This window comes from Gardnerella sialicivorans subsp. sialicivorans (assembly GCF_056746795.1).
Genome location: NZ_JBWPXA010000005.1, coordinates 1 through 12803 on the forward strand (window position 1 = coordinate 1; position 12803 = coordinate 12803).

The window sequence follows — 12803 nt, forward strand, 5'->3', positions numbered from 1 at the left end:
CACCAACAAAAACAAAACAAAAATAATCCAAAAAAACAAGAAAAACACCCCCAAAAACCAAAACACGGGAGTGTCGCAAGATAAATAATCGCACTAACTAATCAAACAACTAATCAACCTTGCCTAATCAACCTTAAGCCCAAAGAAATCTGCAAGCTTGCAAACGCTCACTCTGCCATACTTATTAACCAAGCACATCCATCGCTTTGCGTTCTCTTCGCCAAAGCGCGCAGCCTTACGCCTATACGTATCTACCGTTAAAAATCGCGGCGGAATCGACTTACTGTTGTATTTATCTGCAACCATCACAATTTCTTGCTCAACTGTGCGCGGAATATAATCGCCAGCTGGAAGTGGCAAATTTTGCGCAACAACTTGCTCGCGAGTTAGCCCAACGCCCGTATGGTTACGCGCAAATTGCGCAATATCTTCACTAAAACCGTTATCAATCAAGTAGTTGTAGCCACGCAAGCCGTGCAAAATATAATTCGGCCCGTCAAACTCCAACTTGCCATCCGCAGCTTTTGAACCGTCTTTAGCTAAAACAAAATACGTTCCAATATCGTGCAACAATCCGCCTGCAAACGCCGCATATTCGTCTACATAATCTTTCGGCGCGATTCCGCCACTAACTTTAGGAAGCTCAAGTGGATTTGTGTCAATTAACTTTTTAAGACACGACTTTGCTAAATCACACCTGTTTTTTAGATCTTCATTGATTTTAGACATTTGACGAAGCATAATTTGCTCAACATCTGCTTGCGACTTATCCGCAAAATCCGCAAGATTCTCAAAATCATCAAAATCCGCAAGATTCTCATTCAAATTAAGCTGCTTAAAAGCCAACAGCTGATTTTGGTGTCTAGCAAGCATCCAAGATATTGTAGCGATAACAATGCAATGGCAATGAATAAGATTATAAGCGTCTTCGCTAGGCGAGGCAGCGCGATGCAACTTTTCAATCGTATTAAAATCAGGAATATTTGCAAGCATAACAATCGCACTCCTTAAATCCCATCAATCACAAAACGGCCGTTATTGAAAGCAAGCCAACGCGCACACATAAACACATACACACACATGCAAACACACACAAATGCGCACGCAAAAGCAAGCCAACGCAAACGGCCGATTAGCAATAAAGCAATAATACGGATTTTAGTTATTTTTTAACTGCTTTAATCTGACCAGTATCTATTCTAGCGATTTTGCCAGTATTAGATATTTTAGTCTCCTTATTTTCGGACTTGCTTCCAGACTTATTTTCAGACTTTATTTCTGCAGAAACATTCGCTGCAGCAATATCTCTAGCATTCATAATCGTAGTTTGCTCGGCATCAACCGAAGCTTGTGCAGCAACATCGTTGCCTTGCAAAGACTGAACAGCTCTAGAAGAAGCAACCTCTTCTCGCTTTAATCGAGGAGGTCTACGAGTAGAAACAAACAACGGCTGAACTTCTACAACAGGATTATACGGAGCTAAGCCAAACCACTTAACTGGCGTTCCAGCAATATGGCGAATCGCATACTTCATTTTTAGCGACAATGCGCCACGCAAAGAAATATTCGACTCAGGCATTAACGCCTTGTGCAAAAGAACGTAACGAATTGGGCCAATATCTGGATCCGCATCTACCTTAGGGTACACAGACTGCTGCTGCGGAAGCTCGCCCGTGTGCGACAAATCGTGCATAATTTGATGCAAATATGCAGGAATCGAAGGAGAAACCTTAAATCCAAGCTTGATTTTAACGCGGAACAAATAATCCGTTCCAAAATTCTCCACGCAATATTCGCGAGTAAACGGAGCATCATCCGTTTCTACAGAAACAGCCCACCACGCGCGAGCGCGCTTAGGATGATCCGCAAAAATCGAGAAGAAAATGCCAGTATCTAGACGCTTCATCTCCCTATCGGAAGTCAAATACACAATATTGTCTGCAAAATAAGGAATTCTAAAATCACTGTGTAACTTATCTAGAACAGGCAAAAAGTCCTTAGGCTTCATGTGCAATCGCTGCGAACGCTCAATCTTAGTGCCATCTTTCCAAGTGAGCATAATAATCAAAATCGAAGCGCCAAGAAGCATAGTGAACCAGCCACCATGCATAAACTTTGCCATAGAAGCAATAAAGAACATGATTTCAATAATTAAGAACACGGCTGCAAAAATTAAAGCGCCAACCTTCTTCTTTTGATACCACATGTGAACCGTAAGAAGTATTGTTGTTGCAATCATGGTAAGCGTAAGCGCAAGACCGTACGCTCCAGATATATGCTCAGAATCCTTAAACACAGCCAAAACTGTAAGCGTTGCAATACAGAGCACAAAATTAACAACAGGAATATAAAGCTGTCCGCGAGTTCGCGCAGGGTATCGCACTTGAAGATGAGGCATCCAGTTAAGGCTGGTAGCTTCCGAAACCATAGTAAAAGCACCAGTAATCAAAGCCTGGGATGCAATAATGCCCGCTGTTACAGAAAGCACAACAGCAACGTAGCGCAAGTTTGGTCCAAGCATCTGGAAGAAAGGATTTAAGCCTTCTATAGACCATAATGCTTTATTGTTTTGATGTTGTAGCATCCAGCTGCCTTGACCAAAGTAGTTTAGAACAAGAGCAACTTTAATAAATGGCCACGTAACGTAAACGTTTCCACGCCCAACATGGCCCATATCAGAATACAAGGCTTCCGCACCTGTTGTGGAAAGGAATATGATGCCCATTAACGCCATTCCTTGCACATTGTGCGAACTAAACAAAAACTTCAAGCCGTAAATTGGGTTCAAAGCTTCAAAAATTGCCCAATCTTCTCCAATATTCATGATTCCAACAAGCGCTAGGAATCCGAACCATATCATAACTACTATGCCGAAAACTTTGCCTATTCTTTCAGTTCCTCGCTGTTGAACCGAAAACAGAATCACAATAATAACCACGGTGATCATTAAAGATAGATTATCGTTTTCTAAGAAAATAGGCCTAAACGCAGATATAGTTCGCAGACCTTCAACTGCGGAAGATATTGAAACTGCTGGAGTTAAAACAGAATCAGCAAGGAACGCAGCACCGCCAATCATTGCTGGAATCGCAAGCCACGCGCCTTTTCGTCTAATAAGCGAGTATAGTGCAAAAATTCCACCTTCGCCTTTGTTATCTGTGCGCATAGCTACAAACACGTATTTTACGGTTGTGATCAGCGTGATTGACCAAAACACTAGGGATAACATTCCGTAAACGGCTTCGCGACTAATGTTTTGCAATCCGCCTTGACCAGCTAAGAATGTTTGAGCAGTGTACAAAGGAGAAGTTCCAATATCTCCATAAACAACGCCCAACGCCACTATCGACATACCTAAAGTAAATTTATCTGAGCTGGTTTGGATCTTCGCCCACCATCTGCCAAGTGGACCTCTAACCGCACTATCCGCAAGCTTTTCAGCCTCTTTAACCTCTTTTGCTTGCTGATACGCCAACGCCTCTCGTTCTTCGCGAGTGGTGGTTTTCTGAGAAACTTTTGGCGCTTTTGTAAAAGAAGCGGCTTTTAGAATCGCCTCTTTAGGGTTCGTTACTCCCTTAGCAGCCTTCTCAGACTCCTTCGCCCCGTTGCGAAGATCCTTAGCGTTATCGTTAGATAGCGCTGAAACGCGTGACTTAGTCATGCTTGATTTTTCCTCCAAAAAGTAAGACCTCTTCTTTGCAATAATCTGCCATAATAAGAAGTCGCATACGGTCTTACTGCTTACAGTTTTATTTATTTGTACCTAAATATTGTATACAACAACAGATATATAAAGCAAAATAAGCGTAGAATCCTTGGAAAATAAGGCTTAATCAAAGAAAGAATATAAGACTAAATCGTCTAAAAACCGTAGATTTCTTTCGTTGTTTTTAAGGTTGATTCTGCTACTTCCTTCAAAGAACAGTCAAGCACATTTGCTAACGACTCAAGAGTGTAAGGCACCATATAAGGCGCGTTCGGCCGTCCGCGGTAAGGCATTGGAGTAAGGTACGGAGCATCCGTTTCAACAGTTATGTGGTCTTTTCCAATGATTCGCGCAGATTCTTGCAAATTCTCGTTACCCTTATAGCTAATCGTTCCAGAAAAGCTTGCATACCATCCGTTTTCTTTTAGAACTTGAGCTAAGTCTTTTCCACCAGAATAGCTGTGGAAAACTGTGCGCTCTGGTGCTCCGTCTTTTAGTAAAATTTCTACAACGTCACTATGCGCATCTCTATCGTGAATTTGAAGCGGCAAATTAAGCTCTTTTGCAAGCGCTATATGCGCGCGGAATGAGTCGCGTTGGTAAATTCTTGCGCTCTCGCCTGTGCGAAAATAGTCTAATCCCGTTTCGCCAATCGCAACTACTTCTTTTGAGTTATCTACAACCAGCGAGCGCAAGTGTTGCATTGCTTCGTCAAATGGAATATCGTGATACGGCTTATAAACTACTGGCAAGCCGTCTGGTCCTTCTGCTCCCCTATGACCATGTAAAGGTGCTTCGTTTGGGTGAATCGCTATTGCAGCATGCACGCAATCTGCATGAGCTGTCGCAAAGTCTATTGTTGGCTGCCAATTTGGATATTCGCAGCCCACTTCGATCATTTTAGAAACGCCTGATGCTTTTGCACTATTTACTAAGTCGTTTGCGCTAGGCTCAGCTATTAAATCTCTACCTTTTTGCGCTAATTCTTGATTAAGATCTTTTGCAAAATCCACTACGCTTAACATATGCGTGTGGTCGTCTGCGATTGTTACGCCTTCCTTAATAAGATCCTGCCATATTTCAGACTGCTCTGTTAAAGAAGGCGCCCAATTGTGCTCACGATGATGCTTACTCATGATTTACAAGTGTAGTCGCAGATTTAACGTGACTTAAAACGCGGATTAAAACGCGGATTAATACAACACATAAAACGCGACTTAAAACGCGACTTTTGCGCCTCTTAAACACCACTTTGCGCTTACGCAATCGCCGCACTAATCGCAGCGTATTGCGATTCCACAAGTCTGTAATACGCACCTTTTTGCGCCATAAGTTGCTCATGGCTTCCGCGCTCCACGATTTGCCCATGGTCAATCACGCAAATCAAATCCGCATTCTCGATTGTAGAAAGCCTGTGTGCAATCACAAAAGAAGTGCGATTCTTAAGCAATTGAGCTAATCCCGCTTGCAAAGCCTCTTCTGTACGCGTATCAATATTGCTTGTTGCTTCGTCTAGGATCAAAATTCGCGGATTCGCAAGTAATACCCGAGCAAACGATATAAGCTGCCTTTGTCCTGCAGAAAGAGTAGCTCCTCTCTCCTCAATCTCCGTATTGTAGCCATTAGGCAATTCTTCAATAAACTCGTGCGCGTGAACAACTCGAGCTGCAGCCTCAATCTCCTCGTCCGTTGCATCAAGCTTGCCGTAGCGAATGTTTTCTTTAACAGTTCCGCTAAATATAAAGCTGTCTTGAAGCATAACGCCCATTTGCTTTCGCAAAGATGCTAACGTTACCGAGCGCACATCGTAGCCGTCAATGGTGATTGAGCCTTCGGAAACGTCGTAGAATCTAGAAAGAAGACTTACAAGCGTTGTTTTGCCTGCTCCAGTAGGTCCAACAAGCGCAACCGTAGTTCCATGCTCAATGTGTAAGTCAACTAAATTCAAAATCGGCTTTCCGCCCTCTTCGTAGCGAAAAACAACATCGTTTACGTCAACCTTGCCTTTAATTTTCTGCAATTCTTTTGCATCTGGCTTATCTACAATATTTGGCTTAATACTTAAAGTCTCAAAAATGCGCTCCAAATACACTGAGCATGTTACAAGTTGCGTGTAGAAGTTACCAATGTTTACAACTGGCTCCCAAAAAGTGCTCGAATACCACACAAATGCTATAAGAGTACCCGTGCTTATGTTCATACTGCTTGCGTTTGTTATGCCAACATAGTAGAGCAGCGAAATTGCTGCACTTTCAATAATCGAAGCTCCAGGCCAAAGCAGCATTTGCACTCTAACATTTTGCATCCACGCTTTTCTAACTCCCGACTGCTGCTCTTGGAATGTAGCGTATTGCTCCGATTCGCGCGCAAAAGTCTGAGTTGTTTTTACGCCTGCGATTGATTCGTGCAAATATGCGTTAAGATTGCTTTGCTTATTTGATAGTTTTTTAGACGCTTTTCGTTGCAAAATTTGCAAAGTGCGAGTCCAGATTATAAAAACTGGGAATAATACAAGACTCCACAACGCCATTCGCCAATCCATAGCAAACATTGCGATTAGTGTAATGATTAGCACAAAAACATCGGAAAACACGTTGATTAAACCAGAAGAAAGCGTGTCGGAAAGCGTGTTTATGTAGTTTACTATACGGATCAAAATCTTGCCGTGTGGGCGCGAATCGAAGTAGTCAAACGATAACGATTGCACGTGCGTAAAAATATCTCGTCGCATATCTTTAATTATCATTTGACCAAGTCGCGTAATAGCAAGCGTCCTGTAGGCTAACCCAAGCTCATACAGCACAATAAGCACGCCAAACAATGCAATAAGCGCATACAAATAAGAAACGTTTTTATTAGGCAAAACTACATCTATAAGTGTTTTTGTAATCATTGGAGTTACTGTCATAATGCAACTTCCGCTAATAACAACTAAAACTATTTTGACTAGTTGCCATGCGTACGGCTTTATGTATTTGCGAACGCGCATCAACTCGTGCAAATTTACGTGCTCTTCTTGGCCTTCGTCTTCTCTATAAGTGTTGCGCTGCGCCATTCTACTCCCCCTTAGCCTCGTGTGAATCTTCAAATCCCAAAGCTTTGCCTGTTTGCATACCAAGCTGCTTTTTGTAGATTTCCCAATATCTTCCATGCGACGCAACAAGCTGCTCGTGCGTTCCGCGCTCTACGATTTTGCCGTGATCTAGCACAACAATCATGTCTGCGTCTTTAACAGATGAGATTCTGTGAGCAATTGTGATTACTGTTCGCAAGCCGTCTAACTTTTTTAGCTCTTTTTGAATATGCTCCTCAGTTTCCATGTCTACTGCAGAAGTTGTATCGTCCATAATTAATACAGCGGGATTATTAGCTAGCGCGCGAGCAAGACTTAAGCGCTGCTTTTGACCGCCCGAAAGGCCAACTCCTCGTTCTCCTACAACAGTTTCGTAGCCTTCTGGCATGTTCATAATAAAATCGTCTGCATCTGCGATTCTTGCCATGCGCCTAATAGTGTTATCTAACTCTTTGCAATTTTCCTCGTTTTGAGGCAATCCAAAGCTAATATTTCCTGCAATCGTATCGGAAAACAGGAATGTTTCTTGCGCGACTATGCTAACTTGATTTCTAACAGTTTCTAGAGGCCATTCGCGCACGTCTTTTCCATCAATCAAAACGCGACCGCTCGTAGTGTCATAAAAACGCGCTATAAGACTTACAAGCGTTGACTTTCCAGACCCCGTTTCTCCTAAGATTCCAAGCTTTGTGCCTGCTGGAACATCTAAATCAATATCGCTTAAAATTGGTGAATCAAGATCATCTGGGAACGCAAAATCAACGTGTTCAAAAGTTACGCGCCCCTTAACTTTAAGATTTTCCGCAGATGTAGATGGCAAATCAATATGCGATTCTTGCGTAAGAAGCTTACGAATATTTACGCATCCTGCGTTGAATCGCTGCCAATCATTAATAAGCCACCCAACCATTCTTACTGGCATGTGGAGCATCCAAAGGAAGCTGTTAAACGTTACAAACGCGCCTAAAGTCATGCTTCCATTAAGCACAAGCCATCCGCCAAATCCTACTGTTACAAGCTCCAGCGCAAAGCCCATACCGTCCAGCCATGGCATGTATTTTTGCGTGTTTTTTGCAAGCGTAATATTGCGATTAAAGTAGTCTTCGTTGCAATCGTCGAATTTCTTTGTTTCAAAAGGCTCGCGAACAAAAGCTTTTACAACGCGATTACCTTCAATGTTTTCTTCCACCATTGAATTCATGCGTGCAAACGATTCGCGAATCGCAAGGAACTTCAGCCTAGCATTCTTGCCCATAAGCTTTGCAAGCCAGAATAAAAATGGTGTAATTGCCATAAGTGCTAGAGCCAGCTGCCATTGGATTGAAAACATTATAACTAGCGCAAACACAAACATTACTAAGCAATCCAGCGCCATATAAGACACCCAGCTTAAAATGTGGCGAATCGCGTCCGTATCCGAAGTCATGCGGCTCATAATGTCGCCTGTGCGCGTGTGATTAAAGTATGTAAAGTCAAGCGAATGTAGCTTCTCGTACTCGTCGCTTACAAGGCGATACACGGCGTTTTGGCCGAATCTTTCCATTTGAAGCTGGTAGATATATCTTGAGCCTACGCGAACAATCATCATTGCAACCATTAGCACGCATACGTTAAGAAGCAAGTCATGCTGTTTTCCAATAATGACTTTGTCTACAATAAAGCCCGAAAGCAGAGGCATTGTCATTGCCATTGTGTCGTTTATAGTAAAAAGAACTAGCGATACGCCTACTCGCCACATATCTGGCTTACAATATTGCAAAACCCAGCGCACATTGCTCGCGTCTTTGCGTTTACTTGGATTTACATACATGCGCTAGATTCTCCCTTATTTTTGACTTTGCGATTTATTTTTTTATTAAGTTTTATTAAGTTTACATTATTTTGCGCAATTATTTTGCGCAATTATTTTCTGTGTAACTACACGCACACGATTATTTTCTGTGTAACTACACGCAATAGCATGTGGCGTGCAGCCAAAGACCACACGCCACATGCTATAAGTTAAGCAATCAGCTTAGTAAACTTGCGCGAGTTATCGCTACAAATTTACTCACTTCTGCCAACCAATGTTTTCAACAAAAACGTTAGCATATCCAGCAGGACCGCCGTTAGCGAAGCCCTTCTTGTATGCCTGATAGGTTGGAGGAGCAGAAACTGGAAGCGTACCATACTCGGCGAAAGCCATGGACTCAGCCTTGTTGGCCAATGCAGTCTGTTCCTTGTAATCGTAAGTCTTACCAACCTTGGCGAGCAGGGCATCAATCTTCTTGTTGCCAGTGCCAGTAAAGTTGGAATCGCTCTTAGAACCGTAGACCTGGGAAGCGGATCCCACGAAGCTCAATGGGGATTGGGAAACCCAAGCCATTGGAAGCACCTGGAAGTCGAAGGAGGTTACAGTCTTAGAGAACTTAGAAGCAGGCTTGTTTACAGTCTTGCACTTCATGCCAGCCTTCTTCATCATGGCCTGGAATGCGTTAGCAAGAGCTGCCTGAGTAGAGTCATCGCCGAAGAAGGTGAATGTGAACTGAACGGTCTTACCATTCTTAGCGTAGTAACCGTCTTTGCCCATCTTGTAGCCAGCGGCCTCAAGAGTCTTCTTAGCGTTTTCTACGTTGAACTTACCATCAGCTGGGAGGTTGTTCTTGTAGCCAGCCTGGAACATGGAGAGAAGCTCCGAACCTGGCTGCTCGCTCTTCCAGCTCATACCCTGGAACTGAATCTTGTTGTAGGTGGCAACGTCGAATGCCTGGACAACGGCCTTACGCACGGCCTTGTCTTTGAATGCGCCAGCCTTTGCGTTTAAGTTAATAACACGAATCTTGGTGCTGTAGCCGTAACGGAGCTGAGCGCCCTTAACGCTACGAGCAGCCTTAACCTTATCCTTGGTGGAGATGGAATCCACGGAATCGATTTCGCCGTTCTGGAAGGCGTTCATTGCAGCGGTATCTTCCATACGCTTTACAACAACCTTGTCAAGCTTTGCCTTCTTGCCCCACCACTTTGGATTGCGCACGAAAACAACCTGATCTTCGGTTGCGGACTGAATCTCGAATGGACCTGCACCCCACTCGTTGTGAGGATTATTTACCCAACCCTGGTTGAATACCGCTGGATCGGTTGCCTTTGGATGAACCAATGGAGCGAAAAGCAATTCCCAAGTTGCGCATGGCTTATTGTACTTAACGATTACTTGCTTAGGATTTGCACCCTGCTCAACGGACTCAATGCAGTCATAGCCCTCGTGAGATGGTACAGAGTAGGCTTCGTTCTTGCCATTCATAACTTCCCAAGTAGCCTTGAAAGCAGTGTAATCGATGTCTGTACCATCGTTCCACTTAGCCTTTGGGTTCAAATCGTACTGAACTACGAGTGGCTTGTCGCTAACCTTCTTAACAGAAGTAATGTAATCAGGGTTGTACTTAACCTTCTCGCCCTTAACAGTGTCGTAATAAGGAAGCGATGGCTGGTAGAAGCCCCACAAAGTGCTCATATAAGCGGTATTACCGTCGTTAGAAGCGTAGTTCCAGTTTGGACCCATGTCGGAAAGCGAGAACGTGTAAGTACCGCCATCCTTAACATTGTCACGAGGCTGTGGATTGTCATAACGCTTGTCAACCTTAGGCATTGGAAGATCGCCAGTGTAGGAAGTATCTACACCTGCGGCTGGCTCTTCGGTCATTCCGCCCTTAGCCTTATCTGCTGTAGTAGCGGTTGTGCCACCGCAAGCGCCGAGCAGCATTGCAACAGAAAGTGCAGCTGCGGCGAATACAGTTAATTTACCTGCATTAGTATTTTTCATGATTCCTCTCATTCCCCAGAAATGATGTCCACTTTCTGGTATGTGTGTAGAGTATATCTAATCTTTTGACATTTTGTGTTACGACTTTTTTAACAAATGCTAAATTTAAGCTTTTGTTACTTAAGATTTAATCCGTAAAAAAGAAAATTAAATGCAGAAAACCGCAAAACAGAAAATTTTTTAGTTTATTTTAATTAAAAAACAAAATATATTACTTTTTTTAGAATTTATGTGCCTGTAACAAAAAATCGCGTGTGTCTTGCATAACACACGCGATCAAAATTACCCTAAACAAAAGTTTAGGCGCATTCACAAAAGATTAGAATCAGACGCTTGCAACGTCATCAAACGAATCTTCTTCGTTAAGAATAATACGCTTGCGATTCTTCTCAATAGCAGGATCTGGAATTGGCACAGCACTAATCAAAGCCTTAGTGTACGGGTGCTTAGGATTATCAAACACCTCGTCCGTCTCGCCAGATTCAACAATGCGTCCGTGATACATAACAGCAATTCGGCTAGAGATGTGACGAACAACCGCCATGTTGTGAGCAACAAACAAGTAAGCAACGCCCAACTTATCTTGCAAGTCTTCGAGCAAGTTAATAATTCCAGCTTGAATAGAAACATCCAAAGCCGAAACTGGCTCATCAAGAAGAAGAAGCTTAGGGTTTACAGCCAAAGCACGAGCAATAGCAATACGCTGACGCTGACCGCCCGAGAACTGCGTTGGGAAGCGATCAACCTGGTCTGGATTCAGCTCAACAAGCTGCATAAGCTCCGCAATACGCTGACGAATCTCTTCCTTCGACTTCTTTTGAACATGAAGAGGCTCCGCCAAAATATCGTAAACAAGCATACGTGGGTCAAGAGAGCTCATAGGGTCCTGGAACACGTATTGAATCTTAGAGCGAAGCTCACGACGCTGCTCGTTAGTCAATTTATCGTTAAGTTCGGTACCGAAGACGGTAATGGATCCAGCTTCCGGCTTCTTTAAGCTCATGATTTCCATCAAAGTAGTTGACTTACCAGAACCTGATTCGCCAACAAGAGCTACAGTCTCGCCTTCGCGAATCTCAAGATCAATGCCATCAACAGCGCGAACTTCGCCAACCTTGCGTCGCAAGAAACCGCCACCTGTAATCGGGAATGTTTTAACTAAGCCCTTAACGTCCAAAACAACCTTGCGATCCTCGCGAGGAATGCCCTCAAACATTGGCTTAATCGTTTTTTCGGTTTCTGCATGAAGCAGCGCGCGAACAGTTTCGCTTTCTGCTTCTAGACCCATCATGTTGCTAGTATCGCCACTCTTTTCCTCTTCCATCAACATATCCATTGTTGGCTTAGAGATTGGAGTTAGACGGCGAGTACGCTTTTGATCAACGCGCGGAACAGCGCCAAGCAAGCCGATTGTGTATGGCTGAGTTGGGTTAGCAAAAATCTCCTCAACGCTATTATGCTCAACCAAATGACCCGCATACATAACAATAACTTCGTCTGCAACGCCAGCAATAACACCCAAATCGTGAGTAATGAAGATCATTGCTGCACCAGTTTCGCGCTGAGCTTTCTTCAAAACGTCCAAAACTTGAGCCTGAATCGTAACGTCCAAAGCGGTAGTAGGCTCATCGGCAATAATAATATCTGGGTTATTCGCGATTGCCATTGCAATCATAACGCGCTGACGCATGCCACCAGAAAACTCGTGAGGGAAAGACTTTAAGCGCTCAGCTGGCTTAGTAATACCTACCAAGTTAAGAAGCTCAATAGAGCGATCGCGAATCTGCTCTTCGGTCATATTTGGATTATGAATAACCAAAGCTTCCTTAAGCTGGTCTCCAATAGAAAACACTGGAGTAAGCGCAGAAAGAGGGTCTTGGAACACCATTGCAATGTTCTTACCGCGAATCTTACTCATCTCTACATCAGACTTTGTTAAAAGCTCTTCGCCTTTATAAACAACAGAACCCTTAACCGAAGCATTCTTATCTAGCAAGCCCATAACAGCCAAAGAAGTAACAGACTTACCAGATCCAGACTCGCCAACAATACCAATGGTTTTGCCGCGATACAAGTCAAAGTTCATATTGCGAACAGCGTGAACTGTACCAGCTTCCGAAGCAAAGCTAACTTGCAAGTTGCGCACAGAAAGAAGTGGTTCGTTGTTCTGATTTTCCATTGCAAAGTCTTCCTTATTTGCGTTATTACCCATATCAGTCATGTTT

Annotated in this window: 7 protein-coding genes; all 7 read right to left on the bottom strand. The window is 43.4% G+C overall.

Translation table 11 applies throughout. The features are described from left to right. Positions 1-123 precede the first annotated feature (123 nt). The gene (locus AC1EKB_RS04630; protein ID WP_415694346.1) at positions 124-993 is read right to left on the bottom strand and encodes an HD domain-containing protein; all 870 of its coding nucleotides are present in this window, start codon (positions 991-993) and stop codon (positions 124-126) included. A 169-nt stretch (positions 994-1162) separates the two neighbouring features. Further along, positions 1163-3661: a KUP/HAK/KT family potassium transporter gene (locus AC1EKB_RS04635; RefSeq protein ID WP_481248957.1), complete on the bottom strand. Its 2499-nt coding sequence runs from the start codon at positions 3659-3661 to the stop codon at positions 1163-1165. 200 nt (positions 3662-3861) lie between these two features. Then, positions 3862-4842: a TatD family hydrolase gene (locus AC1EKB_RS04640; protein ID WP_481248958.1), complete on the bottom strand. Its 981-nt coding sequence runs from the start codon at positions 4840-4842 to the stop codon at positions 3862-3864. A 122-nt stretch (positions 4843-4964) separates the two neighbouring features. After that, entirely contained in the window at positions 4965-6761 is a 1797-nt protein-coding gene (locus tag AC1EKB_RS04645; RefSeq protein ID WP_481248959.1) for an ABC transporter ATP-binding protein, read from the bottom strand. A gap of 1 nt (position 6762) precedes the next feature. Continuing rightward, complete coding sequence (locus AC1EKB_RS04650) at positions 6763-8589, bottom strand: ABC transporter ATP-binding protein (RefSeq protein ID WP_481248960.1); 1827 nt, start codon at positions 8587-8589, stop codon at positions 6763-6765. Between the two features lie 240 nt (positions 8590-8829). After that, positions 8830-10578 carry an ABC transporter family substrate-binding protein gene (locus tag AC1EKB_RS04655; RefSeq protein ID WP_481248961.1) on the bottom strand — a complete coding sequence of 583 codons (1749 nt, stop codon included), beginning with the start codon at positions 10576-10578 and terminating at the stop codon, positions 8830-8832. A gap of 325 nt (positions 10579-10903) precedes the next feature. After that, positions 10904-12799 carry an ABC transporter ATP-binding protein gene (locus AC1EKB_RS04660; protein WP_481248962.1) on the bottom strand — a complete coding sequence of 632 codons (1896 nt, stop codon included), beginning with the start codon at positions 12797-12799 and terminating at the stop codon, positions 10904-10906. Between the last annotated feature and the right edge of the window lie 4 nt (positions 12800-12803).

Coding starts and splice junctions, on each gene's coding strand:
- AC1EKB_RS04650 (WP_481248960.1), bottom strand. CDS start 8,589: ATGTATGTAAATCCAAGTAAACGCAAAGACGCGAGCAATGTGCGCTGG.
- AC1EKB_RS04645 (WP_481248959.1), bottom strand. CDS start 6,761: ATGGCGCAGCGCAACACTTATAGAGAAGACGAAGGCCAAGAAGAGCAC.
- AC1EKB_RS04635 (WP_481248957.1), bottom strand. CDS start 3,661: ATGACTAAGTCACGCGTTTCAGCGCTATCTAACGATAACGCTAAGGAT.
- AC1EKB_RS04655 (WP_481248961.1), bottom strand. CDS start 10,578: ATGAAAAATACTAATGCAGGTAAATTAACTGTATTCGCCGCAGCTGCA.
- AC1EKB_RS04630 (WP_415694346.1), bottom strand. CDS start 993: ATGCTTGCAAATATTCCTGATTTTAATACGATTGAAAAGTTGCATCGC.
- AC1EKB_RS04640 (WP_481248958.1), bottom strand. CDS start 4,842: ATGAGTAAGCATCATCGTGAGCACAATTGGGCGCCTTCTTTAACAGAG.
- AC1EKB_RS04660 (WP_481248962.1), bottom strand. CDS start 12,799: ATGACTGATATGGGTAATAACGCAAATAAGGAAGACTTTGCAATGGAA.